This is a genomic window from Allobosea sp. P4_C6, from assembly GCF_056402015.1.
In genome coordinates, this window is sequence record NZ_JBFUIF010000009.1 from 136,173 (window position 1) to 158,990 (window position 22,818).

The 22,818-nt window shown below is 66.6% G+C and carries 22 protein-coding genes; 8 read left to right on the forward strand and 14 right to left on the reverse strand.

Translation table 11 applies throughout. The features are described from left to right. Positions 1–1,767 carry an arginine--tRNA ligase gene (argS, locus tag AC1DVA_RS09290; protein ID WP_476805695.1) on the reverse strand — a complete coding sequence of 589 codons (1,767 nt, stop codon included), beginning with the start codon at positions 1,765–1,767 and terminating at the stop codon, positions 1–3. Between the two features lie 35 nt (positions 1,768–1,802). After that, complete coding sequence (locus AC1DVA_RS09295; protein WP_476805696.1) at positions 1,803–3,056, reverse strand: deoxyguanosinetriphosphate triphosphohydrolase; 1,254 nt, start codon at positions 3,054–3,056, stop codon at positions 1,803–1,805. Between the two features lie 99 nt (positions 3,057–3,155). Here AC1DVA_RS09295 and AC1DVA_RS09300 point away from each other — a divergent pair, with 99 nt between their 5' ends. Then, positions 3,156–3,506 (forward strand): HesB/IscA family protein, encoded by a 351-nt coding sequence (locus tag AC1DVA_RS09300; protein WP_476805697.1) that lies wholly within the window; start codon positions 3,156–3,158, stop codon positions 3,504–3,506. Here the strand turns inward: AC1DVA_RS09300 and AC1DVA_RS09305 are convergent. Beyond that, positions 3,503–4,381 carry an HD-GYP domain-containing protein gene (locus AC1DVA_RS09305; protein ID WP_476805698.1) on the reverse strand — a complete coding sequence of 293 codons (879 nt, stop codon included), beginning with the start codon at positions 4,379–4,381 and terminating at the stop codon, positions 3,503–3,505. The genes AC1DVA_RS09300 and AC1DVA_RS09305 overlap by 4 nt on opposite strands. 378 nt (positions 4,382–4,759) lie before the next feature. Beyond that, positions 4,760–5,374 (reverse strand): cold-shock protein, encoded by a 615-nt coding sequence (locus AC1DVA_RS09310; protein WP_476805699.1) that lies wholly within the window; start codon positions 5,372–5,374, stop codon positions 4,760–4,762. Between the two features lie 186 nt (positions 5,375–5,560). Here AC1DVA_RS09310 and AC1DVA_RS09315 point away from each other — a divergent pair, with 186 nt between their 5' ends. Next, entirely contained in the window at positions 5,561–6,190 is a 630-nt protein-coding gene (locus AC1DVA_RS09315) for a LysE family translocator (protein ID WP_265053695.1), read from the forward strand. A 176-nt stretch (positions 6,191–6,366) separates the two neighbouring features. Further along, positions 6,367–7,380, forward strand: coding sequence for an alpha/beta hydrolase family protein (locus AC1DVA_RS09320; RefSeq protein WP_476805700.1), 1,014 nt, complete (start codon positions 6,367–6,369; stop codon positions 7,378–7,380). A 118-nt stretch (positions 7,381–7,498) separates the two neighbouring features. On the opposite strand, the gene AC1DVA_RS09325 is transcribed toward AC1DVA_RS09320, so the two are convergent. Continuing rightward, positions 7,499–8,254 (reverse strand): SIR2 family NAD-dependent protein deacylase, encoded by a 756-nt coding sequence (locus AC1DVA_RS09325; RefSeq protein WP_476805701.1) that lies wholly within the window; start codon positions 8,252–8,254, stop codon positions 7,499–7,501. Positions 8,255–8,360: 106 nt separating this feature from the next. Between AC1DVA_RS09325 and AC1DVA_RS09330 the strand changes: the two genes are divergently transcribed. Beyond that, positions 8,361–9,545, forward strand: coding sequence for an aminotransferase (locus AC1DVA_RS09330; RefSeq protein WP_476805702.1), 1,185 nt, complete (start codon positions 8,361–8,363; stop codon positions 9,543–9,545). Positions 9,546–9,665: 120 nt separating this feature from the next. On the opposite strand, the gene AC1DVA_RS09335 is transcribed toward AC1DVA_RS09330, so the two are convergent. The 4 genes from AC1DVA_RS09335 to AC1DVA_RS09350 all read right to left on the reverse strand — a co-directional run bounded on the left by AC1DVA_RS09335 (position 9,666) and on the right by AC1DVA_RS09350 (position 13,491). Next, a complete protein-coding gene (locus AC1DVA_RS09335; protein WP_476805703.1) occupies positions 9,666–10,058 on the reverse strand; it encodes a hypothetical protein in 393 nt (130 codons plus the stop codon). 118 nt (positions 10,059–10,176) lie between these two features. After that, positions 10,177–11,706, reverse strand: a complete 1,530-nt coding sequence (locus tag AC1DVA_RS09340) for a UxaA family hydrolase (RefSeq protein WP_476805704.1) — start codon at positions 11,704–11,706, stop codon at positions 10,177–10,179. A gap of 191 nt (positions 11,707–11,897) precedes the next feature. Continuing rightward, on the reverse strand, positions 11,898–12,890 hold the full coding sequence (locus AC1DVA_RS09345) for a DUF1254 domain-containing protein (RefSeq protein ID WP_476805705.1): 993 nt from the start codon (positions 12,888–12,890) through the stop codon (positions 11,898–11,900). A 256-nt stretch (positions 12,891–13,146) separates the two neighbouring features. Next, entirely contained in the window at positions 13,147–13,491 is a 345-nt protein-coding gene (locus AC1DVA_RS09350) for a phasin family protein (RefSeq protein WP_265053702.1), read from the reverse strand. Positions 13,492–13,788: 297 nt separating this feature from the next. Here AC1DVA_RS09350 and AC1DVA_RS09355 point away from each other — a divergent pair, with 297 nt between their 5' ends. Beyond that, the gene (locus AC1DVA_RS09355) at positions 13,789–15,456 is read left to right on the forward strand and encodes an SPOR domain-containing protein (RefSeq protein WP_476805706.1); all 1,668 of its coding nucleotides are present in this window, start codon (positions 13,789–13,791) and stop codon (positions 15,454–15,456) included. A 55-nt stretch (positions 15,457–15,511) separates the two neighbouring features. Here AC1DVA_RS09355 and AC1DVA_RS09360 read toward each other — a convergent pair whose 3' ends face one another. Together AC1DVA_RS09360 and AC1DVA_RS09365 are read right to left on the reverse strand one after the other, a co-directional pair. Then, positions 15,512–16,231, reverse strand: a complete 720-nt coding sequence (locus AC1DVA_RS09360) for a DnaJ domain-containing protein (RefSeq protein WP_476805707.1) — start codon at positions 16,229–16,231, stop codon at positions 15,512–15,514. Beyond that, entirely contained in the window at positions 16,228–16,968 is a 741-nt protein-coding gene (locus AC1DVA_RS09365; RefSeq protein WP_476805708.1) for a VWA domain-containing protein, read from the reverse strand. Before AC1DVA_RS09365 ends, AC1DVA_RS09360 begins: the two co-directional genes overlap by 4 nt. A gap of 249 nt (positions 16,969–17,217) precedes the next feature. Here AC1DVA_RS09365 and panC point away from each other — a divergent pair, with 249 nt between their 5' ends. Beyond that, positions 17,218–18,066: a pantoate--beta-alanine ligase gene (gene panC / locus AC1DVA_RS09370; RefSeq protein ID WP_476805729.1), complete on the forward strand. Its 849-nt coding sequence runs from the start codon at positions 17,218–17,220 to the stop codon at positions 18,064–18,066. Positions 18,067–18,163: 97 nt separating this feature from the next. On the opposite strand, the gene AC1DVA_RS09375 is transcribed toward panC, so the two are convergent. Together AC1DVA_RS09375 and AC1DVA_RS09380 are read right to left on the reverse strand one after the other, a co-directional pair. Continuing rightward, complete coding sequence (locus tag AC1DVA_RS09375) at positions 18,164–18,601, reverse strand: DUF1489 family protein (RefSeq protein WP_265053707.1); 438 nt, start codon at positions 18,599–18,601, stop codon at positions 18,164–18,166. Between the two features lie 66 nt (positions 18,602–18,667). Next, complete coding sequence (locus AC1DVA_RS09380) at positions 18,668–19,024, reverse strand: VOC family protein (RefSeq protein WP_476805709.1); 357 nt, start codon at positions 19,022–19,024, stop codon at positions 18,668–18,670. 33 nt (positions 19,025–19,057) lie between these two features. On the opposite strand from AC1DVA_RS09380, the gene AC1DVA_RS09385 reads away from it, so the two are divergent. Both AC1DVA_RS09385 and AC1DVA_RS09390 read left to right on the forward strand, forming a co-directional pair. Beyond that, positions 19,058–19,825: an SDR family NAD(P)-dependent oxidoreductase gene (locus AC1DVA_RS09385; protein WP_476805710.1), complete on the forward strand. Its 768-nt coding sequence runs from the start codon at positions 19,058–19,060 to the stop codon at positions 19,823–19,825. Then, positions 19,822–20,661 (forward strand): aminoglycoside phosphotransferase family protein, encoded by an 840-nt coding sequence (locus AC1DVA_RS09390; RefSeq protein WP_476805711.1) that lies wholly within the window; start codon positions 19,822–19,824, stop codon positions 20,659–20,661. Before AC1DVA_RS09385 ends, AC1DVA_RS09390 begins: the two co-directional genes overlap by 4 nt. A gap of 171 nt (positions 20,662–20,832) precedes the next feature. On the opposite strand, the gene AC1DVA_RS09395 is transcribed toward AC1DVA_RS09390, so the two are convergent. After that, a complete protein-coding gene (locus AC1DVA_RS09395) occupies positions 20,833–22,818 on the reverse strand; it encodes an acetyl/propionyl/methylcrotonyl-CoA carboxylase subunit alpha (RefSeq protein WP_476805712.1) in 1,986 nt (661 codons plus the stop codon).

The window sequence follows — 22,818 nt, forward strand, 5'->3', positions numbered from 1 at the left end:
TCAGCGCATCTCTTCCGGCGCCGCAACTCCGGCGACAGCCAGACCGGAAGCAAGGACGCTGCGCACTGCATGCACAAACGCCAATCTTGCCAAGGTCGACTTTCGATCAGTTTGATTAACGAACCGTAATTGCGGCGAGTCTTTGCCCTTGTTCCACAAGGAGTGGAAAGCGCTCGCCAGTTCGTGCACGAAGAATGCCACGCGGTGCGGCTCATGTGCCGCCGCAGCGGCTTCGATGATTCGCGGATAGGCCGCGAGCGACTTGACGATGCCGACCTCGGCCTCGTCGGTCAGGATCGAGAGGTCGGCCTGCGCCAGGGCCTCCGGCGTAACGTCGAGATCGGGATAGACCTCGCGCGCCTGCCGGAAGATCGAGGCGCAGCGCGCATGCGCATACTGGACGTAGAAGACCGGGTTGTCCTTCGACTGCTCGACCACCTTCGCAAGATCGAAGTCCAAGGTCGCGTCGTTCTTGCGGAAGATCATCATGAAGCGCACCGCATCGCGACCGACCTCGTCGATGACTTCGCGCAGCGTCACGAAATCGCCGGAGCGCTTGGACATGCGCACCTGCTCGCCATTGCGCAGCAGCCGCACGAGCTGGCAGAGCTTGACGTCGAGCGCACCCTGCCCGTTGGTCACTGCCTTCACAGCCGCCTGCATGCGCTTGACGTAGCCGCCATGGTCGGCGCCCCAGACGTCGATCATCTCGGGGAAGCCGCGGACGAACTTGGAGCGGTGATAGGCGATGTCGTTGGCGAAATAGGTGTAGCTGCCGTCGGACTTCAGCAGCGGCCGGTCGACATCGTCGCCGAACGCGGTGGCGCGGAACAGCGTCTGCTCGCGATCTTCCCAATCCTCGTCCTTCTGGCCCTTCGGCGGCGGCAGGCGGCCCTCATACACGAGGTCGCGCGAGCGCAGGTCCTCGATCGTCTCGGCGACCGCATCCTTGTTGCCGTCGATCTTCTGCAGGGAGCGCTCCGAGAAGAAGATCTCGTGGACGACACCGAGCGCCGCGAGATCGTCGCGGATCATCGCCATCATTCCGTCGATGGCGGCCTTGCGGACCAGCGTCAGCCACTCGGCCTCCGGCTTGTCCTTCAGCGCCGGGCCATGCGCCTTGGCCAGCGCCTCGCCGACCGACTTCAGATAATCGCCCGGATACAGCCCTTCCGGAATGGCGCCGATATCCTCGCCCAGAGCCTCGCGGTAGCGCAGGAAGGCGGAGCGGGCGAGCACGTCGACCTGCGCGCCGGCATCGTTGATGTAGTATTCGCGGGTGACGTCATGCCCGGCGAAGGCGAGCAGGCTCGCCAACGCATCGCCGAACACCGCGCCGCGGCCATGGCCGACATGCATCGGCCCGGTCGGGTTGGCCGAGACGTACTCGACATTGACCCTGGGCTCGGGCTTCGGCGTGCCGCGGCCGTAATCCAGCCCCGCTTCGATCGCTGTCTTGAGCACCGCCGTGAACACCGCAGGCTGCAGCGTCAGGTTGATAAAACCGGGGCCGGCGATCTCGGCCTTGGTGATCTCCGGGTCCTTCGCAAGCTCCTCGACCAGCAGCGTCGCCAGTGCGCGCGGGTTCGTGCCGGCATCCTTGGCCAGCACCATCGCCGCATTGGTGGCGAGGTCACCATGGGCCGTGTCCTTGGTCGGCTCGACCACGACGCGTGCGAGATTGAGGCCGGCCGGGATCGCGCCTCGTTCGGCCAGAGCCGAAAGCGCGGCGTGAAGACGGGCGGAATAGATCTCGAACAGGTTCATTGCGGCCACGGTTGCGGAAGGAAAGCCGCCCGGCCCTATCGCAGCGAGGGGGTGGCGTCAAACAGGCGCCGGTGCTCGTCCAGCGCGTACCAGTCGGTCATGCCGGCGATATAGTCGGCGATCCGCCGCGCGCGACGGTGCTCGTCGAGGGGGTCGCAGCCTGCCGCCCATTCCGCCGGCATCGCGTCAGGGTCGGCGCTGAAGCGCGCGAACAGGTCCCGCACCACCTGCGCGGCCTGCGTGCGGATCGGCGCGATGCGCGGGTGGCGGTACATATTGGGATAGAGGAAGCCCTTGATGTCGCGGTCGGCGGCTTCGATCGCCGGCGAGAAGGCGACGACCGGCCCGTCAGCCCGCCGTATCGCGTCGGCATCCACAGGCGCCAGCACCGTCAGGCGCTTTTGCGATTCACCGATCACGTCTTCGACAAAGCGCGTGATGACCCTCCGGACCAGTTCGTTGGTGGCACGCGCCCGCTCCAGCCCCGGATGCAGCCGCTCGATCTCGTCCAGCAGATCCGCCAGGAACGGCACGGCCCGCAGTTCGGCATGGCCGAACAGCCCGGCCCGCAGGCCGTCATCGATGTCGTGCGCGTTATAGGCGATGTCATCGGCCAGCGCGGCCGCCTGCGCCTCCGCCGAGGCATAGCTGTCGAGCCAGAGATCCTGGCGCTGCTGATACTCGACAATCGCGACCGGGATGCCGGCCTTCGCATAGCGCGCGGTCGGCTGCCCATGGGCATCGAGCAGCGGACCGTTATGCTTGACCAGCCCTTCCAGCGTCTCCCAGCTCAGGTTGAGCCCGTCGAAATCGGCATAGCGCCGCTCCAGCCGCGTCACGATCCGCAGCGTCTGCGCGTTATGGTCGAACCCGCCGAAGCCGGCCATGCACTCTTCCAGCGCATCCTCGCCGGTATGGCCGAAGGGCGTGTGGCCGAGGTCGTGCGCCAGCGCCAGCGCCTCGGCCAGATCCTCGTCGAGGCCGAGCGCGCGGGCGAGCGCACGGGCGATCTGCGCCACCTCGATCGTATGGGTCAGGCGCGTGCGGTAATGGTCGCCCTCATGCGAGACGAAGACCTGCGTCTTGTGCTTCAGCCGCCGGAAGGCGGTCGAGTGGATGATGCGGTCGCGGTCGCGCTGGAACTCGCCGCGCGTCGCGGAAGCCGGCTCGGCGACGAGGCGCCCGCGGCTCGTGGTGGAGCGGCAGGCATAGGGCGCGCGCCAGCGCTCGCCGGGTTCGGCGCCGGGCGCAGGAGAAAAGCCGGAAGGCGGGCTCTGTGGATGCGGCATGGCTGCCCCGTCGCGCCCCCGTGCTTGTAGAGGCGCTCCGGGGCCATTACCTTTGCGGGCAAGCAGGGTGCAAGGAGCATCTGCCCCAGGAGCCTGATCATGTCGACCGATCTTGCGGTCAAACCGCGCGGCATCGCGGTGACCGCGAACGCCGCCAAGCGGATTCTCTCGGTGATGGCCAAGGAGCCACCGGGCTCGATGCTGCGCGTCAGCGTCGCCGGCGGCGGCTGCTCCGGCTTCCAGTATATCTTCGACGTCGATCGCGAGCAGGCCCCGGACGATCTCGTCATCGAGCGCGACGGCGCGACTGTGCTGATCGACGAGACTTCCCTCGATCTGCTCGAAGGTTGCACCATCGACTTCGTCGACGACCTGATCGGCCAGTCCTTCCGCATCACCAACCCGAACGCGACGAGCTCCTGCGGCTGCGGAACCTCCTTCGCCGTCTAGGCGGCGGTCCCGGTTCGACGGCCTGAAGCCGTCGTGGCTTCGGCCTGCCGGCCCAGCCGGGCTGCGGAGGCCGCCACGATCACCTCTCCGAAAACCCGCACCAGATCGAGATCGAGCTTCTCCGCCATCCCGACCAGAATGGCATAGGCCTCTTCAGGAGGTTTGGGAGCCCTGTAGGGTCGCCGCTCGATCAGGGCGGCATAGATGTCGCAGATCGTGATGATCCGCACCGGGTCGGGAATCTGATCCGCTCGCAGCCCCTGCGGATAGCCGGTGCCGTCGAGATATTCGTGGTGCGAGAGCACCGCAGCCAGCACCATCGGGGCAAATCCCCCCTGCGCCGTCAGCATCTCGTGCCCGATGCGCGGGTGCTGCCGGATGATCTCGTGTTCTTCAGCGCTCAGCTTGCCCGGCTTGCGCAGGATATCCAGCGGGATCCGAGCCTTTCCGATATCGTGCAGCACCGCCGCGCCCGTGATCAGCCTTCGGTCGGCCTCGCCGAAGCCAAGGCGATGTGCGAAGGCGGCAGCCAGGCCTGAGACCAGCAGGCAATGCTGGTAGGTTGCATCGTCATGCTGCCATACGAGATCGAGCCAGGCGTCGAGATCGCCGCCTTCGGCCGCCCGGTTGAGGGCCTCGACGCTGTCGTCGATCGCCGAGGCCGGCAAATGACCGCCGCTCGCAGCGGAATCGAGCAGGTCGCCGAGAGCAGCGGAGGCGGCGATGAAACGGCGGTGCAGCCCGGCGGGCGCGTTCGCCGCGCCCGGACCCAGCATCGCATCGACCTTGTCGAGCAGGACGGCGCGCGGAGTTTCGGCCGGCAGGATCGCCGTCGCGCCAAGCGCATTCGCCTGCGTCTGGCAGCGCGGCGACATATCCCTCAACAGGAAGAGGCAGGGCGTTCCTGCCTGCCTATAGGGTGTAAGCGCAAGACGCGCCGCTTCGATGGTTTCCCGCCTCGACAGATCGAGATCAGCGACGAGCAGGCGGCCCGGTTGAGAGCCCGTGCCCGCGAGTTCGCTCAGATCGCATGGCCGGCACGATCCCCAGAGGGAGAGCGTGCGCTGCAGCGACTGGCGCCGGCCATCGTGATCGCTGACGAGGAAAATGATGAGGGCCTCCGAAGAGGCCCCATCATAGCCGTGCCAATTGAGGAACCGTAAAAGCTACGGCGCCACTTCGCCTAATCGCCGAAAAATCGGCGCCAGCAGGCCGGCGAAACGTCCGATCGCGAGATTATGCTTAGCCGTTCGTCAATGCGAAGCAGCGGGGCCGCCCTGCTCCAACCGGATCTCGGCTGCCATCAGTCCCTTGGGGCCGGGCCCGTAGCGCACCAGCACGGCCTGCCCCGGGATCAGCTCGACGAGACCGTAGCGCCGCAGCGTCTCCATATGGACGAAGATGTCCGGCGCGCCTTCACCCTTCGAGACGAAGCCGAAGCCGCGCAGCCGGTTGAACCACTTCACCACCATGCGCTCGAGCCCGCTCGTCGGCGTCACCGCGACATTGGTGCGGGCCATCGGCATTTCGGAAGGATGCCGCCCGGCCGAGGTGTCGATCGAGAGCACGCGCACGGCCTGGCGGCCCCGCGCCTTATCGATCACTTCGAGCACGATGCGAGCACCCTCGGCTATGGTGTTGAATCCATCGCGCTTCAGGATCGTGACATGCAGCAGGATATCCGTGCCGCCAGCCTCGGGAACCACGAAGCCGTAGCCCTTTGAGACGTCGAACCATTTGACGTAGCCGGCGACCTCGACGGCGATTTCCGCCGCTTGGCTGCTCGGCCCATCGAGCCTTACGACACGATTGAGTGATTGGATGGGACCCATCGGTGGCCGCCCGCTCTCACCGAATTCGTCGGACATGTACCGCTCACCCCCATGCGCAACGCTTGATTCGCGCCATCAAGATAACACCGCTGTGGTTTCGGGCTACAGCCCGCATCAGGTCGTCCACATCAACGCATCGGCCCGCTGCGCGTGCAACGCTGATCGAATCGCCGGCTGCGTGCTAGCCTGCCGCCAGCGCCCGATACATCCCGCCGAGGCCCCATGCTCGACCTGTCCACGCTCGCGCTCTTCACCGCTGCGGCGGCGGTGCTCACGGCAACGCCGGGGCCGGACATGCTGCTCATCGCGTCGCGCAGTCTCGGCCAGGGGCGGGCGGCCGGCTTCCTCACCTATGCCGGCATTGCGGTCGGCAGCTATCTGCAGGCCTTCGCCGCGGCGTTCGGCCTGTCGCAGCTCTTCATCCTCGTACCGACGGCCTATGACGTGCTGCGCTGGCTGGGTGCAGCCTATCTCGCCTATCTTGCCTGGACGACCCTGCGCTCGCAGGCGCTGCTCTTCGCGCCGGGCCGTGTGCCGGCTGTCTCCTTGCGAAGGATATTCCTGCAGGGGCTCTGGACCAACCTGCTCAACCCCAAGATGGCGCTCTTCATGCTGGCGCTGCTGCCGCAGTTCCTGAAGCCGGAAGCCGGCTCCATCGCGCTACAGGTCATGGTCCTCGCGACGATCCTCAACGCGATGGGCCTAGTCACCAACGGCCTCGTCATTCTGACCGCGAGCCGGCTTGGCCGCGCGCTCGCCTCCCGCCCACATCTCGCGCGCCTGCCGCAGAAGCTGATGGGCGCGGTGTTCGGGGCGCTGGCGGTGAGGCTGGCTGTGGCGTCGCGGGAGTGACGAGAAGGCAAGGACAGCGCTTCGGATGGGGCGCGGTTCGATCACCATCGCGGGAAGGGGGCGATTTGGTAACGGCRCTTCTGCGATCATGCTGGCGGCACTCGATCCAATTTGCGCGCCCGCTATGCTTTACAGTGCCGGCAACGCGCTGCCGCTTGGAAGGTGAGGCTGGAATCATGCAACGGCTGCTTCGCTGGTTGGTCATTGCTATTATGACTACCTGGCCGGCGCATGCGGCTTTGGCCCAAAGGATGGAGTTGTCGGCAATCGCCCCGACTGCGCCGAGAGAGCTCGCAGTACCGCACGCAAGCGAGCGCTTCGATCCTTACGAGGCATTGCACGGATCCTTTAGTTCGCCCGTCCATTGCGCAGTCGTCCCCGGCGGTCTTTGGATCGAGGTCGACGGCAAGGGCGACTGCTTGCGCTCGTATGCGCAAGGCCTGAATGAGGTCGATAATCCCAAGGTTCTGGTATATTTCAGCGGCGACGTCATGCTGAAGACCAAAGCAGGCGTTCGCTTTGTGTCGCCGGGCTATGAACGGCGCTCTCCCGACGCGATCAAGCGCGACATGGCGCGTTGGTCGGAGCAGGCGGGTCAGCCGGCAATTTTCCTGGCGCGTCCCGGAATGTACGGTTCATCGGGCGATCACAACCAGCGCCGCGAGCTGCGCGAGGTGATGCTGACGGAACGCGCGCTCGATGCGATCAAACGCCGCCATCGCGTCTCGGCGTTCATTCTGGCCGGCCAATCGGGCGGCGGCCACATTGCCGCATCCCTGCTCAACCGGCGTCGCGATGTGTCGGCTGTGGTCCTGTCATCGGCATTGTTGTCCGTGCGTGAGGTCACTGAGCAGTGGGATAAGCGGCGTACGGTTCAAAGCGCCAATATCCAGGCACTTCATGATCCCATCGACTATCTCAGCCGCATCCGCACCGATCCCAAACCGCTGATTTTCGTCTTGACGGATCGGGAGGATCGGATCGTGCCCTATGCGAGCCAATTGACCTATGTGCGCCGGTTGCAGGCGGCCGGATTCGAGCCGCAGCATGTCCTGCTTTCTGCCACGGACAAGAGCCGGCACGCCCTCGCGCGTCACGGGCAGCGTGCAGCCGCACTCATCGCGCGCGGTGAGCCGGCAGGCGCCATTAGGGCCGCACTTGAGGCACCGGGCGTGCAGACCGTTGAATGATATCGGGACGGTCAGACCTTCGAAGCGCGTAAGACTGATGTGGGCTAAAATGGCTCTCTGTCTGCTGCGGGTAGCTGAGATCAGTCGGCATGGTTGGCAATGGCACCACTAGAAAAACCTATCCCGCCAACCGCCCCAGCACCGCCCCGATCTCGGCCCGCACCACCAGATCGGCGATCTCGTCCAGTTCGGTCGGCTCGCGGTTGAGGATGACGAGCTTCGCCCCCTGCCGCCTGGCGATCACCGGCAGCGTCGCCGCCGGGTAGACGACGAGCGAGGAACCGACGACCAGGAACAGGTCGCACTCCAGCGCCAGCGCCTGCGCACGCATCATCGCCTCCTGCGGCATCGCCTGGCCGAAGGAGATCGTCGCCGACTTCACCGGCGCGGCGCACATGATGCAGTTCGGCGGCTCTCCTGTCGCCTCGAAGACTGGGCGGATCGCGTCGAGCTCGTGTCGCCAGCCGCAGTTCAGACAGGTCGCGTAGGTGCCGTTGCCGTGCAGTTCGACCACCTGCTCGTCCGGCACGCCCGAGGCCTGGTGCAGCCCGTCGATGTTCTGGGTGACGATCGCGGGCGAACGCCCCTCCGTCACCAGCCGCGCGAGCGCCTGGTGACCGATGTTCGGTCGCGCATCGCGATAATGGTCGTCCATCGCGAACTTGCGGCGCCAGGCTTCGATCCGCGCCTCCGGGCTCTTTACGAAGGCCTCGAAGGGGATCGGCTTGTTGACCATCCAGGGCGAGCCGGGCGTACGGAAATCCGGCACGCCCGATTCCGTCGAGATGCCCGCGCCGGTGAAGCTGACGATGCTGTCGGCTCGCTGGAGCATCGCATGGAGCTCGGCGATCGCGTCCTCGGTCTCGTCCTGCATGGGCCGGCCCCGTGGTTGAACTGGAAGCCTTCCAGATATGGACCGGACCTGCGACGCTTCCAAGGCGATTGACGGAAACCGATGCGCGCCGCAAAGCAGACGAACCATGTCGACGACCACCCACGCCCCGCTCAACCCCGACCTCATCGACACCGGCACGCCGCCGATCCCGGAGGCGCAGGGCTGGGCGCGAGCCTATGACGGCCGCTTCGGCCCGCTGATCGATCTTTCGCAGGCGGTGCCCGGTTCGCCACCGCCGCAGGAGCTGCTCGACAAGCTCGCGGAAGCCGCCGCCGACCCCGCCGCCACGCGCTATGGCGGCATCACCGGCGACGCCAGCCTGCGCGAGGCCTATGCGGCCGAGATATCGCGGGTTTACGGCGCTTCTTTCACGCCCGGCGAGGTCGCCATCACCTCGGGCTGCAACCAAGCCTATGTCGTGACGATGATGGCGCTCGGCCGTGCCGGCGACAACGTCCTGCTGCCGACGCCTTGGTACTTCAACCACGAGATGACGCTGACCATGCTCGGCGTCGAGGCCCGGCCCCTGCCCTGCGCGCCGGAGGCCGGCTTCGTGCCGGATGTCGCGACGGCCGAGGCGCTGATCGACGCCCGCACCCGCGCGATCGTGCTGGTCACGCCCAACAACCCGACCGGGGCGGTCTATCCGCCCGAAACCATCGCGGCCTTTGCCGCGCTCTGCGCCCGGCGTGGCATCTGGCTCGTGCTCGATGAGACCTATCGTGATTTCCTGCCGGCAACGGTTGCCGGGCCACACGAAGTCTTTGCCGCAAGCAACTGGCGGGATTCCGTGATCGGCCTCTACAGCTTCTCCAAGGCCTATGCCGTTCCGGGCTGGAGGCTCGGCGCCATCACCGCCGGCGAGCCGGTCATCGCGCAGATCGGCAAGGTGCTCGACTGCGTCCAGATCAGCCCGGTCCGCGCCGGTCAGGCAGCTGTGACCTGGGGCATCGACGGCATCCGCGAATGGCGCGAGCGCAATCGCGCCGAGATCAACGACCGCGCCGCGCTCTTCCGTGCGGCGATGGCACCGTTGAATGACTGGCGGGTGCTCTCGGCCGGCGCCTATTTCGCCTATGTCGCGCATCCCTTCGCGGGCGCGCCGGCCGCCGATGTCGTCCGCCGGCTGGTCCAGCAGCGCGGCGTGCTCGCCCTGCCCGGTCCCTATTTCGGCCCCGGGCAGGAGAACCATCTGCGCATCGCCATCGCCAATGTCGCCGCCGAGCGGATCGGCTTGCTCGGCGAGCGGCTGAAGGGGTTTTCGCTTTAACAGGAAGCCGTCATGCCCGGGCCTGACCCGGGCATCTCATGTAAGCAGAGGTTCCCGAGCCTCTTCCTGAACGAGATTCTCGGATCGAAGCTCCGCTTCGCCCGAGAATGACGCGCAAGCTTATCGGAACAGCGCCGCGTAGCGATCCCGATAGGCCCAGACCAGCAGCAGCCCCAGCACGACGAGAATGGCCGCGACCGGCAGGCCCTGCGGATTCAGCACGAGGTGGAAGAACACGATCACCGTCATGATCGGCGCGATCAGCGCCAGGCCGAAGGCCGGCACCACGTTGAACAGCAGGCTAAGGCCACCGATGAGGTTCACCACCTTGATCATCGGCCAGATGAAGCCCGAATTCTGCAAGGCCGCCTCGAAAGCGAGCCCGCGCTCGCTGGTCGGCGGGTGGATGAAATTGGTCCCGGTCGCCAGCCACCAGAAGCCGTCGATGGCGCTGACGAGGAAAAGCAGCCCGAGCAGGATACGCGGGATGGTGACGAGCAGAATGGTCTTCATGGTAACCCCAACCGACAATGAGAGGGCCGGCCCGCTTCGCAGCGGTTCCGGCCCCTGTGCATAGGTCGCGCCAGACTTCGGTCGGGTTCAATGGGCCCGGGATCGACCAAGCCCGATGTCACATCGTCGCGCCGATCTGCCAGGGCACGAATTCGGCGTCGCCATAGCCGAGCTGCTCGGATTTGGTCTTCTCGCCGGAGGCGACCTTGAGCAGCTTCTCGAAGATCTCGCGGCCCTTCTGCTCCAGCGAAACGCCGTCGAGCACGTCGCCGCAATTGATGTCCATGTCGTCGATCATCCGCTCGTAGATCGGCGTATTGGTCGCAAGTTTCATCGAGGGCGTCGGCTTGCAGCCATAGGCTGAGCCGCGCCCGGTGGTGAAGGCGAGGATATTGGCGCCGCCCGCCACCTGTCCGGTCGCCGCGACCGGGTCGTAGCCAGGCGTGTCCATATAGACGAAGCCCTTGTCCTTCACCGGCTCGGCATAGTGGTAGACGGCCGCCAGCGTCTTGGTGCCGCCCTTGGCGGCTGCGCCCAGCGACTTTTCCAGGATGGTGGTCAGCCCGCCCGCCTTGTTGCCCGGCGAGGGGTTGTTGTTCATGTCCATCCGGGCGCGGGCGGTATAATCCTCCCACCACTTGATGATGCCGACGAGCTTCTCGCCGACCTCGCGTGTCGCGGCGCGGCGGGTCAGCAAATGCTCGGCGCCATAAATCTCTGGCGTCTCGGAGAGAATCGCCGTGCCGCCATGCTCGACCAGGATGTCGACGGCCGCACCGAGCGCCGGGTTGGCTGTGATGCCGGAATAGCCGTCCGAGCCGCCGCATTGCAGGGCGAGCATCAGTTCCGAGGCCGGCACCGTCTCGCGCTTCGCCTGGTTGGCGATCGGCAGCATGACCTTGAGCGCGTCGATACCGGCGGCAACCGCTTTCTTCGTCCCGCCGGTCTCCTGGATCGTCAGCGTGCGGAAGACGTCGCTCTCGCTGATGCCATAGGCTTCCTTCATGCGGCTGATCTGGAAGCCCTCGCAGCCGAGGCCGACGACCAGCACCGCCGCCATGTTCGGATTGCAGGCATAGCCCCAGGTGGTGCGCTTCAGCACCTCGAAGCTCTCGCCATTGTAGTCGATGCCGCAGCCGGTGCCGTGGGTGAGCGCGATGACGCCGTCGACATTCGGATAATCGTCGAGCAGGCCGGAGCGCTTCACCTCCTCGGCCATGAAGCGCGCGGCGGAGGCCGAGCAGTTCACCGAGGTCAGGATGCCGACATAGTTGCGCGTACCGGCCTTGCCGCCCGCACGGCGGAAGCCCTCGAAGGTCGCCTGCTGCTCGACCGGCAGGACGAATTCGGGCTTGGCCTCGGCGCTGAAGGCGTAGTCGCGATCGAAGGCATGGAAGCCGGTATTGTGCTCGTGGACCCATTCGCCCGGCGGGATATCGACGGTGGCGAAGCCGATGATCTGGCCGAACTTGCGGATCGGCTCGTCCTTGGCGATCGGGCTGATCGCCATCTTGTGCCCGCGCGGAATACGCTTCAGCGCCTCGACACCGGCGGCACTCACACCGAGATCGACCGGATCGACCGCGACGACGACATTGTCGGCGGCGTTGAGCTTGAGCGTGCGGGGCGGCACTGATTTGTCGAGCATGGCGGGACCGGAAACCTCTGGGCGCGAAAAAAGCGCGTCCTCATAGAAATGCGCTCATCGAGCCGCGTTTTCAATCGGTTCAAAAGAGAAAACGGCCATGCGCAGTCTGATGAAGCAGAAAGCCGGCGGCTTGCCCTTTGGCCGGCTTTCGACCCGTCGCGGCCCCGTAGATCACCCCAAAGCCGGAAGGCTTAGTTGGCTGGTTTGGCCTCCGGAAACGTCCACTTGCCGCTCAGGATTTCTGCGCGCGGGCGGTAAAGCCGAACAAGGTAGTTCCAGCCGTTCGTGATGGGCAAGCAATTGACGATCTTGCCGTCGCAGCCGCCGAACTGGACATTGACCGAGCCATCGAGCTCTCGCTTCGCGGTGATATTGTTGATCGTGTAGGCGTTCTGCGGGTTCTTCTCGAAATAACCCTGCGCATTGTAGACGCTGATCGACCAGAACGCGTCGACGGGCACGTCCTTCACATTCAGCTTGTAGATCGTCTTGCCGTCGTTCTTCTCAGGCGTCAGGCCGACATAAGTCGCATCCTTGTCCGGATTTCCGCCCCAGCCGGCTGCCGCGCCAATCAGCCGATGGACCGGATCGACCGCTCCCTTCGGACCGAACGAGCCCTTGAAGTCTTTCATCGTGGACGCCAGCACCAGCAGCGCTTCGCGCACCTTCTTCTGGCTTGCCTGATCCCAATTCGGCACCTCGAACTTGCCCGGCCCGTTTTGAGTCACGCGCACCCCGTCTTGCAGGACGTGGACCTTCTTCACGTCCTCCGGATCGGCCGGATCAACCAGCGTGCGCATCAGCAGCGCCATGTAGCGCGTGCCGATTTCCTTTCGCGTGAAGGTATAGGTGCCGGACTTGTAGATCACGCGCGGGGTGAATTGATCCTGATCGACGACCTGCACCGAGCGAAAACGCTTGCCTGCATCCGGAAGCGTGACGGTGACGGGACCGGCATCGAGATCGAAAGCAGCAAACGAATAGAGCGTGTCGCGGTTCATCCGGATCACGGTCTGGTTGTCGATCGACGCCGGTTCACGCGTATGAATGAATTTCCCGAGGGCCCCATCCTTCACGAAATTGCCGAAGTACATATCCGTCTCGGCGCGCACGAAATTGTCCGGCGTCACCGGGATGCCTTCGGCCTTGGAGGTTGGCGTCTGGGCGTGGGCCGCGCCGACCATGAAAATGCATAGCGCTAAAGCGGAAATCTGCGATCGAATTACCATGCTGGCCTCCCGACGAAGCCCAATCAGTGCATGGGATACCGTCTACGCGCAACCAGGCCGCGCCGCGCGGGAATATCCGAAACCTGCAGTGGCGGACATTTGGACACGAGGAGCCACTCCAGCCAATGAAAAACCCCGGCCTTGGGGGCCGGGGTTTTCAAACGCAACTGAACTCACTCGGTCTCGGCCGCCTTTCGGCGGCCGGCAGGCATCACGCCTTCACGGCCGGGACAGCCTTCGAGACGATGCCCTCGAACGGCTTGTAGGCGTCCTTGGCCAGAGCGGTGTAGAGCTCGCCCATCTTGGTGAGCTGGGCGACGGCGCCCTCGAACGAGGTCTTGACATAGTCGGCCTGGATCTCGAGCGCCTTGTCGAAGGTCTTCACGCCGGCGAGCTTCTCGAGCGCGGCGGTGCCAGCCTCGAAGGACTTCTTGGCGTAGTCGGTTGCCTCGACGGCGATCGTCTGCACGCCCTTGGAGGTGGCGCCGAAAGCCTTCAGAGCGGCATCGACGTTCTCTTTGGAAGCCTTCTGGATGGTGTCGAACTGCTGGATCATGGGTCGTCTCCTGAGCACCTGAGGTGCCACATTAGGTGAATGGGCCATACGGCCGGATGTATCGCCCCAAGGTCGTATGAAGAGATCATCACCGGGGACTGCCCGTATATTGTGCATTGCAACATGAATGTCAAGAGAACGCTGCAATGCACCAAACGCAGATCGTTCCGATCGCAACCGTTCAAGTTTTAACGGCTCCGTAACCGCATCCACCTAACCTCCTTCTACTGTGTCCTGCGCGCCACGATGGAGCCGGCAGCGGGGCAGAACCAAACAGTACGAGTTCGAGGCGAGTTCATGGTTCTGGGTTGCGTTGGGTTTCAGCGGCCGCGTCTGCGGGCCGTCGTCGGGCTGATCGGCATCGCCGCTGTGGCGGCGACGATCGCGACCTCTCCTGCCGAGGCGCGCAAGCGCCGTCATCACGCAGGAGGCGGCGGCTACACGCCGCCCTATGCCGCGATGGTGGTCGACGCCAGGAGCGGCAGGACCTTGCACGCGGTCAACGAGGATGCCGCCCGCATCCCGGCCTCGCTCACCAAGGTCATGACGCTCTACATGCTGTTCGAGCAGATGGAGCGCGGCCGCTTCTCGATGGATTCCGAGCTCAAGGTCTCGTCCTATGCGGCCTCGCAGCCGCCGACCAAGCTCGGCCTGCGCGCCGGTTCGACCATCTCGGTCGAGGACGCGATCAAGAGCATGATCACGCTCTCCGCCAACGACTCCTCCGTCGTCGTCGCCGAGAACATCGCCGGCTCCGAGGAGGCCTTCGCCGATCAGATGACGCGCAGGGCACGCGCGCTCGGAATGGGCTCGACGCGGTTCTACAACCCGCACGGCCTGCCGCATTCCCCGCCCAACCTGACCACGGCGCGCGATCTCACCATCCTCGCCCGCGCCCTCCAGGAGCGCTTCCCGAAATACTATCCGCTGTTTTCGATGCGCGCCTTCCAGTACGGCAGCCGCACCATCCGCGGCCATAACCGCCTGCTCGGCAAGGTCGAGGGCGTCGACGGCATCAAGACCGGCTATACCCGCGCCTCCGGCTTCAACCTGATGACATCGGCGAAGGCGGAAGGCCGCCACATCGTCTCGGTCGTGCTCGGCGGCCGCTCCGGCGCCTCCCGCGACAAGATCATGACCGATCTCGTGCTGGCCAGCCTGCCGCGCGCCACGACCAGCGGCCGTTCCTCCGTGATGGTCGCCGAGGCGCCCGAGCCGGAAGAGCGCCCGCGCATGGAAGAGCGTCCACGCGCCGTAGCGGTTCAGCAGGCCGCCGTCGCCGAGCCGATGCCGGTCCCGGTGCCGCGTCCGCGCCAGCAGGTCGAGGAGCAGCAGCCCCTGCCGGCCGCCGCCCGCGCCTATGCGCCGATGCCGACGACGACTCCGATCGCCCCGCCGCGTCCGGTCGCTACCGCCGGCCAGCCGGTCCAGCTCTCCGGCATGCGGCCGGTCGCCGCGACCACGACGCCATCAGCCATGCGCTGGTCGATCGGCGCCCAGCCGGCCGATGCCAAGGTCCTGCGTCCGCCGGCGAATGTCGACGTCACCTCCTCGATCGCCAGGGCGCCGGAACCCGTCGCCGAGCCGGTCAAGGTTGCCGAGGCCAAGGTCGAGATGCCCGCCAGCAGCGTCGCCCGCAAGGCAGAGGCCGCCCCGGCCAAGGCGCAGGCTCCCGAGCCCGCCCCTGCAATGTCCCACCAGGCCGCCGTCGTCTCCTCCGGCAAATGGGTGATCCAGCTCGGCGCCACCGATGACGAGGGCAAGGCGAAGGAAATCCTGGCCCGTGCCCGGGCCAAGGCCACCGGCTCGCTCGCCAGCGCCTCGCCCTTCACCGAGAAGGTCGAGAAGGGCGGCTCCACGCTCTTCCGTGCCCGCTTCGCCGGCTTCGACGACTCGAAGGACGCGCAGAACGCCTGCACGCAGCTGAAGCGCGGCGGCTTCTCCTGCTTCGCAACCCGCAGCTGATCGGTCAGGGAAAGGAGTTCCCGCCATGTCGCAGACGCACTTCCCGAACCCCTCGCTATCGCTGCTTCACAAGGACGTCCTTGGCCTGGTTGACGCGAGCGGCAAGACCGCTGGTGCCCCCGGCGTCCGGGTGGATGCGCTTCATCAGAGCCCGGTGGGCTTCGCGGATCGCCTCCTCGCCCGCCCCCGGCTGAAGCCCCAGGATCTCGTAGGCCTCCTGCTGCGTCATCGCGCCCGTGCCCGGCGCGCCGCCCTGCCCCGTGTCGCCGTCACGCTGAGTGTCTTCACGCCAGCCGGGCGACCGGCGGTCGAGATATGCCTCTAGCAGGCGCGCTCCATCCGGGTCGCGCGCCAGGCATTCACGCAGCAGCGCGCTGATATCGGCCATGCCCAGGCCGTCGAGGTCGCGGCCGGCATAGGCGCCGGCCTTGACCCGGCCCGTCATCGCGCCGCTGTCGTGGTCGAGCTCCATATCCAGCAGCGCGGACTGCACTTGCGAGGTCGTACCCGCCGTCGGGCCGCTCCGATCGGCCCAGGGGAAGCGGATGCCCCCCGGTCCCGTCGCGCTCCAGCCGAGCAGCCAGGCGCCGACACCACCGAGAAAGATCGCCATGTCCAGCCGGCCGCGCACCATCAGGAGCCCGGCGACGCCGAGCGAGGCCACGCCTCCGACCGTCTTCGCCAGCCGCGCCACGACCTTGGGGTTGGCGCCGGCGAACAGCTTCACCAGCCACCAGATCAGGATCAGGACGGCAACGCCGTAGAGCAGGCTCACCGCCGGCCTCCATCCATCGCCGCGATCAGCCCCTTCACCGCGGGGCTCGACCCGGCTAGCCGCAGCATCGCCTCGCGCCCCCCGGTGGCATAGGCGGCCGCTCCGCGCAGAAGCTCGAGCAGCGAGGCCGGCGCGTCGACGTCGAAGCGCGCATGCGCCCCGCCCGTCAGTCGCGCGATCGTCGCGAAGGCCGCGCTTGCCGCCGGCTCCTGCCCTTCCTGAAAGACGAAGCCGCGGATGCCGCGCAGGCCAAGCTCGCCGGCCAGAGCCGCGAGGGCATCGACATCTTCCTCCATCGCGTCGCCGACGAAGACGAAGGCGCGTAGCGGCACGCTCTTCGCTTCGTCGCGGACATGGCGCAGGACGCGCGCGATCTGCGTCTGCCCGCCTTCGCAGGCGATCCTGCGCATCAGCCCGGTCAGCCGCTCGGGCTCGCCGACCCAGCCGGAAGCCCGGCACTCGCCGATGCCCCGGAAATAGACGAGTTGCACCGCGAGACCGCCACTCTGCCCGGTCACTTCGAACATGCGCGCCTGTAGCGAGCAGGCGAGGTCCCAGCTCGGTTGGCGGCTCATCGTGGCGTCGAGGGCGAAGACGAGCCGACCCGCCTGCCCCGTCGCCAACGGCGCCAGCCGCTTCGCCGCGCCGAGAAAACGGTCGATCTCGCCCGGCTGCGAATGTTCGCCTGGCGCGGTCGCAGCAGCCTTGCCGACGGCACGCTCGTTCCTGTCGCTCATCAATCCCTTCGATCCGGCTGAATCGTTCTCATCCTCCTGATATTGGCCATCGCCGCCGCATTTGCTACCCGTCCCGGACAGGGGTTGGCCTGTTCCTCTCAGCCCTCATCCTGAGGAGCGGACGAAGTCCGCGTCTCGAAGGCTGTTTCAGATGGTTTCCGAACCTCCTGAAGCACCCGACGAGACGCTGCCATGCGGCCCCTCACGATGCAGGCCGAGAAGATCGACGCAGACGAGAAAGAGAAGGCCATGGCTGGGATCACGATTTTCGAGACGGTCGCCGCGATGCGCGAGGCCGTCGCCGGCTGGCATGCGGCCGGCGAGAAGGTCGCGCTGGTGCCAACCATGGGCGCACTGCACGAGGGCCACATCGCCCTGGTCACTGAGGGCCAGCGCCATGCGCGGCGCGTCATCGTCTCGATCTTCGTCAACCCGACGCAGTTCGCGCCGCATGAGGACTTCAAGAAATATCCGCGCACCTTCGACGACGACTGCGCCAAGCTCGTCGCGGCCGGTGCGGATGCGGTGTTCTTCCCCTCGGTCGAGGAGATGTATCCGGCCGGCTTTGCCACCCGCGTGCTGCTGCTCGGCCCGGCTGCCGTCGGTTTGGAGGATCGCTTCCGCCCGACGCATTTCGAGGGCGTGGCCACGGTCTGCTGCAAGCTCTTCACGCAATCGCGCGCCGATTTCGCGATCTTCGGCGAGAAGGACTACCAGCAGCTCAAGGTCGTCACCCGCATGGCTGGTGATCTCGACCTCGGCATCACCGTCGTTCCGCTCGCGACGATCCGCGAGGCGGACGGCCTCGCCATGTCCTCGCGCAATCGCTACCTCTCGGCCGAGCACCGGGCGCTGGCGCCTGCGCTTCACCGCGTGATGCAGGACCTCGCCGCGCGCATCCGCAACCGCGACGACCTGTTCAAGGCTGTCGCCGAAGCGCAGAACGCGATCATCACTGCCGGATTCGAGCTCGACTATCTGGAAGCGCGCCACGCCGAGACGCTGGCACCGCTCACCTCGCTGGCCGATGGCCCGGTGCGCCTGATCCTCGCGGCCCGCATCGGCAGCACACGGCTGATCGACAATATCGCGGTGTGAGTTGGCGTCATTCTCGGGCGAAGCGAAGTAAAGACCCGGTGCCGACGAAAGACGCTGGTTTCCAAGATGGTCGGGTCAATCCCGACCATGCCTGCAACTACAGCAGCCCGAGCCCCGCCAGCTCCCGCCTCAACGCCTCCGGCATCTCGCCGACATCGCCGCCATGCTCGGCCAGATCGCGCGGCGCGTCCTTCGCCTGCAGATAGCGCCAGCCCTGGAAGGGGCGGAACGGACGCGGCTCGACCGGGATCACCACCGGCTCCATCACCAGATGGCAGCGGCCGATGCCGTCCGTATCGGTGAAGGGGCGGATATCGGTGAGGCGCTGGCGGGCCGAAACCTGCCCCTTGATCACCCAGTAAAGCGAGCCGCCATCGAGAATCTCCTCGATCCTCTTCGGCACCATGCGCGTGGTATGCGTCTGCTCTTGCGGCCGTCCAAGGCGACGCTCCAGCGCCATGCGCTCCTCGATCCATTCCTCGAGATCGACGATCGATTCCGCGCCGACGCAGAGCTTGAGAATATGAAGCGACATGGCGGGTAAAATAGGCTCGGCCAGACCGGTCGGCCAGCCTTTCGAAGGTTTCTCCACAGAGCTGGTTCAGGCGCGGTGCGCCAGCACGTTGACAAGCCGCCCGAACGGGTCGCGCAGGAAGAAGCGCCGCACGGCCCAGGGCTCGTCAACCGGCCCGTATTCTATCGCGAGGCCCGCCGCCTCGGCCTTGCGCAGCACGGCGTCGAGATCGTCGACCTCGATCGACAGATCGGGCACCGGCGCGCCCGAGCCGCCCTCGCTGGCGAAGCTGAGTTGCGGCCCGGCCCGCTCGCCATCCGCGGCGAGAGTTTGGATCCAGCCGTGGTTCATGACGGGGTGCATGTCAAAAATGCCGCCGTAGAATGCGCGTGCCAGCCCCGGTTCCCCGGTTGCCATGTTGGCCACGATGCGCTTCACAGTCATCCCGACCTCCCGATTGAGACACGGACGCTCCCCATGCGCGGACTAGCAGGCAAGGTCATTCTCGTCACCGGCTCCTCGACCGGCATCGGCCATGCGATGGCCGAGCGGCTGATCGCCGAGGGTGCGAAAGTGCTGATCCATGGCCGTGATCCCACAGAGGTCGATGCCGCCGTCGCCCGCCTCGGCTCCTCCACCCAGGGGACAACCGGCGATCTCGCCGATCCCGCGACGGCACAGGCCATCGTCGACGCCACGGTTTCCGCCTTCGGCCACATCGACGGCCTCGTCAACAATGCCGGGATCTATCCGCGCGGCATCCTGGCTGAGACCACCGCCGCCTTCTTCGACCATATGTTCGCGATCAACACCCGCGCGCCGCTGCTCTGCGCCGAGGCCGCGATCCGCGCCTTCCGCGCCCAGAAGTCGGGCGGCGCCATCGTCACCGTCGGCTCGATCAACGCCTATTGCGGGCTCTCCAACCTCACCGTCTATTCGATGTCGAAGGGCGCGCTGATGACGATGACGCGCAACCTCGCCAATACGTTGGGCCCCGAGCGCATCCGCGCCAACCAGCTCAATGTCGGCTGGACCTGGACCGCCAACGAAGACGCGACGCAGCAGCGCGAGGGCCAGCCGCCGGGCTGGCAGAACCATGTGCCGCTCCGCCACGCCCCGACAGGGCGTATCATGCAGCCGGAGGAGATCGCCGCCCACACGGCCTTCTGGCTCTCGGACGACAGCGCGCCCGTCTCCGGCCAGATCTACGAGGCCGAGCAGTTCCCCCTCATCGGCCGCGGATGAGCGGTCTTTCCCGGGCCGACTTCGAGCCCTGGCTGTCGCGCTGGCATCTGGTTCCCGACGGCCAGCCCATCGGGACGCATGCCAGCCGCCTGCTGCCGGTCAGGCAAGATGGCGCCCCCGCCATGCTCAAGCTGCCCGAGGTCGAGGACGAGCGCCTCGGCTATCGCCTGCTGGACTATTGGGGCGGCGACGGTGCCGCACGCCTGCTGGCGCAGGGCGACGAGGGCGGCGCGATGCTGATCGAGCGCGCCACGGGCCGCCGGTCGCTCGCCGCGATGGCCCGAAACGGCGCCGACGACGAGGCGACCGCGATTCTCTGCGACGCCATCACCGCCTTGCAGAAGCCGCGCGGCCCGGCACCGGCCGGGCTGATCCCGCTCGAGACCTGGTTCAAGGATCTCTTCCCGATGGCGGCGGAGCACGGCGGATTGCTGGCGCGCTCGGCAGCGGTAGCGAGCGAATTGCTGGTGGCGCAGCGGGAGATCCTGCCGCTCCATGCCGATTGCCACCACGACAACGTGCTCGATTTCGAGGAGCGCGGCTGGCTCGCCATCGACCCGAAAGGCGTCATCGGCGATCGCGCCTTCGAATCTACCATCCTGTTCTGCGACCCCGACCTCGCCGACCCCGAACCGCCCGCCGCGATCGTGCCGGGCACCTTCGAGCGGCGACTGGCGATCGTGCTGGCAAAATCGGGGCTGGAGCGCCTCCGCCTGCTGCGCTGGATCATCGCCTGGTGCGGCCTGTCGGCCGCCTGGTTCCTGGGCGATAACGACCCGCTGGCGGAGGTCAACCTGATGATTCTGGAGAATGCGGCGGCAGCGCTGGGCGAATGAGGCTTCCGCTTCCTCAACCCTCGTCATTCTCGGACGAAGCGAAGCGGAGATCCGAGAATCTCAGGACAAGAATGTGCCTGTTTCCGAGATGCTCGGGTCAAGCCCGAGCATGACGGCAGAGCCCTGAATCAAAACCTCAACCATCGCCCGCAAGCGATTCCACCGATTCACCTATTCGCCGAGCACCACGACCTTCGCCCCTTCGGCGACCTGCGCTCCCGGCTCGCCCACAACCTCGCTCACCGTGCCGTCACGCGGGGCGGTCAGCACATGCTCCATCTTCATCGCCTCGACGATGGCGAGCCTCTGGCCCTTCAGCACCGTCTCGCCCGGCGCGACGAAGACCGCGACGAGCTTGCCGTGCATCGGCGCCTTGATCACCCCGCCGGAGCCCGCGGCCGCATCGAGATCGACCGCGAAGGGGTCGAACAGCGACACGGCGGTCTGCCGGCCGCGATGCAGCGCGAACCAGATGCCGCCCTCACCCTCGGCCAGAGCGATCTCATGCTCGCCCTCGCCGATCTCGTGGCCGGGCAGGCTGACGCGCGCATCCTCGCCATGCCATTCGATCCGCGCCTCGATGCGCTCGCCATCGACCGTGAGCGGCAGGCCGAGCGGCTGGCGCGGCATCAGCGAGAACGCGTCGGGATCGAGCCAGGGTGAGCGCGCTTCGCCTTCCGCCCGGCCCGCAGCCGCGATCATCCCGGCCGCCTGCCGCTCCTCTTCGAGCTGCAGGGCCGCCGCCGCCACGGCTGCTGCGTCGAGCGGCTGCGGCTCGGCGCCGAGCGCGCTGATGTTGCGATCGATGAAACCGGTGTCGAACGGCCCCTTTCGGAAGCCCTCCGCCTCGGTCAATTTCTTCAGGAAGGCAAGATTGGTGCGGGGGCCGGCGACGATGGTCTCGCCCAGCGCCGCGCCCAGCCGGTCGAGCGCCTCGTCGCGCGTCGCGCCATGGGCGATCACCTTGGCGATCATCGGGTCGTAGAACGGCGTCACCGTGTCGCCGGCCTCGACGCCGGTATCGATGCGGATGCCCTCGCCCTCCGGGAATTGCAGCGCCCAGAGCTTGCCGGTCGAAGGCAGGAAGCCCTTCTCCGGGTCCTCGGCATAGAGCCGCGCCTCGACCGCATGGCCGTTTGCCTTCACCTCGGCCTGCGTGAATCCGAGCGGCTCGCCAGCCGCGACCTTCAACTGCAATTCGACGAGATCGAGACCGGTGATCGCCTCCGTCACCGGATGCTCGACCTGGAGCCGCGTATTCATCTCCATGAAGTAGAAACGATCGGCCCTGAGACCATCGCGCCCATCGGCGATGAACTCGACCGTGCCGGCCCCGACATAGCCGACCGCCTTCGCTGCCTCGGTCGCGGCCTTGCCCATGGCGGCGCGGACTTCCGCGCTCATGCCCGGTGCCGGCGCCTCCTCGATAACCTTCTGGTGGCGCCGCTGCAGCGAGCAGTCGCGCTCGTAGAGATGGACGACATTGCCGTGGCTGTCGCCGAAGACCTGGATTTCGACATGGCGGGGCGAGAGCACGTATTTCTCGACGAGGACGCGGGCGTCACCGAAGGCATTCTGCCCCTCGCGCTGGGCGCTGGTTAGGGCGTCCGCGAACTCCTCGGGCCGCTCGACCTTCTTCATGCCCTTGCCGCCGCCGCCGGCGACCGCCTTGATCAGCACGGGATAGCCGATGCGCTCGGCCTCCCGGCTCAGGAAACCGACGCCCTGCTCGGCGCCGTGATAACCCGGCACCACCGGCACATCAGCCTTCTCGACCAGCGCCTTGGCGGCATCCTTCAAACCCATCGCCCGAATCGCCGAGGCGGGCGGGCCGACGAAGACGATCCCGGCCTTGGCGCAGGCATCGGCGAAGTCGGCATTCTCGGAGAGGAAGCCGTAGCCCGGATGGATGCAGGCCGCGCCCGCCTCCTTGGCGACGGCCAGGATCTTGCCGGCATCGAGATAGCTCTCGCGGGCCGGGGCGGGCCCGATATGGTAGGCCTCGTCGGCCATCTGCACGAAGAGCGCCTCCGCGTCGGCATCCGAATAGACCGCTATGGTGCGCAGCCCGAGCCGCTTGGCGGTACGGATCACGCGGCAGGCGATCTCGCCGCGATTGGCGATCAGGATAGAAGGCAGCTTGGCGGCGATCGTCAT

What these genes read in the sequence shown, in the direction of transcription:
- AC1DVA_RS09340 (WP_476805704.1), bottom strand. Translation starts at nt 11,706, where the DNA reads ATGCTCGACAAATCAGTGCCGCCCCGCACGCTCAAGCTCAACGCCGCC.
- AC1DVA_RS09375 (WP_265053707.1), bottom strand. Translation starts at nt 18,601, where the DNA reads ATGTCGCTTCATATTCTCAAGCTCTGCGTCGGCGCGGAATCGATCGTC.
- AC1DVA_RS09395 (WP_476805712.1), bottom strand. Translation starts at nt 22,818, where the DNA reads ATGACGATCGCCGCCAAGCTGCCTTCTATCCTGATCGCCAATCGCGGC.
- panC (WP_476805729.1), top strand. Translation starts at nt 17,218, where the DNA reads ATGGCTGGGATCACGATTTTCGAGACGGTCGCCGCGATGCGCGAGGCC.
- AC1DVA_RS09390 (WP_476805711.1), top strand. Translation starts at nt 19,822, where the DNA reads ATGAGCGGTCTTTCCCGGGCCGACTTCGAGCCCTGGCTGTCGCGCTGG.
- AC1DVA_RS09355 (WP_476805706.1), top strand. Translation starts at nt 13,789, where the DNA reads ATGGTTCTGGGTTGCGTTGGGTTTCAGCGGCCGCGTCTGCGGGCCGTC.
- argS (WP_476805695.1), bottom strand. Translation starts at nt 1,767, where the DNA reads ATGAACCTGTTCGAGATCTATTCCGCCCGTCTTCACGCCGCGCTTTCG.
- AC1DVA_RS09325 (WP_476805701.1), bottom strand. Translation starts at nt 8,254, where the DNA reads ATGCAGGACGAGACCGAGGACGCGATCGCCGAGCTCCATGCGATGCTC.
- AC1DVA_RS09300 (WP_476805697.1), top strand. Translation starts at nt 3,156, where the DNA reads ATGTCGACCGATCTTGCGGTCAAACCGCGCGGCATCGCGGTGACCGCG.
- AC1DVA_RS09335 (WP_476805703.1), bottom strand. Translation starts at nt 10,058, where the DNA reads ATGAAGACCATTCTGCTCGTCACCATCCCGCGTATCCTGCTCGGGCTG.
- AC1DVA_RS09365 (WP_476805708.1), bottom strand. Translation starts at nt 16,968, where the DNA reads ATGAGCGACAGGAACGAGCGTGCCGTCGGCAAGGCTGCTGCGACCGCG.
- AC1DVA_RS09295 (WP_476805696.1), bottom strand. Translation starts at nt 3,056, where the DNA reads ATGCCGCATCCACAGAGCCCGCCTTCCGGCTTTTCTCCTGCGCCCGGC.
- AC1DVA_RS09315 (WP_265053695.1), top strand. Translation starts at nt 5,561, where the DNA reads ATGCTCGACCTGTCCACGCTCGCGCTCTTCACCGCTGCGGCGGCGGTG.
- AC1DVA_RS09345 (WP_476805705.1), bottom strand. Translation starts at nt 12,890, where the DNA reads ATGGTCGGCGCGGCCCACGCCCAGACGCCAACCTCCAAGGCCGAAGGC.
- AC1DVA_RS09380 (WP_476805709.1), bottom strand. Translation starts at nt 19,024, where the DNA reads ATGACTGTGAAGCGCATCGTGGCCAACATGGCAACCGGGGAACCGGGG.
- AC1DVA_RS09320 (WP_476805700.1), top strand. Translation starts at nt 6,367, where the DNA reads ATGCAACGGCTGCTTCGCTGGTTGGTCATTGCTATTATGACTACCTGG.
- AC1DVA_RS09330 (WP_476805702.1), top strand. Translation starts at nt 8,361, where the DNA reads ATGTCGACGACCACCCACGCCCCGCTCAACCCCGACCTCATCGACACC.
- AC1DVA_RS09310 (WP_476805699.1), bottom strand. Translation starts at nt 5,374, where the DNA reads ATGTCCGACGAATTCGGTGAGAGCGGGCGGCCACCGATGGGTCCCATC.
- AC1DVA_RS09305 (WP_476805698.1), bottom strand. Translation starts at nt 4,381, where the DNA reads ATGTCGCCGCGCTGCCAGACGCAGGCGAATGCGCTTGGCGCGACGGCG.
- AC1DVA_RS09385 (WP_476805710.1), top strand. Translation starts at nt 19,058, where the DNA reads ATGCGCGGACTAGCAGGCAAGGTCATTCTCGTCACCGGCTCCTCGACC.
- AC1DVA_RS09350 (WP_265053702.1), bottom strand. Translation starts at nt 13,491, where the DNA reads ATGATCCAGCAGTTCGACACCATCCAGAAGGCTTCCAAAGAGAACGTC.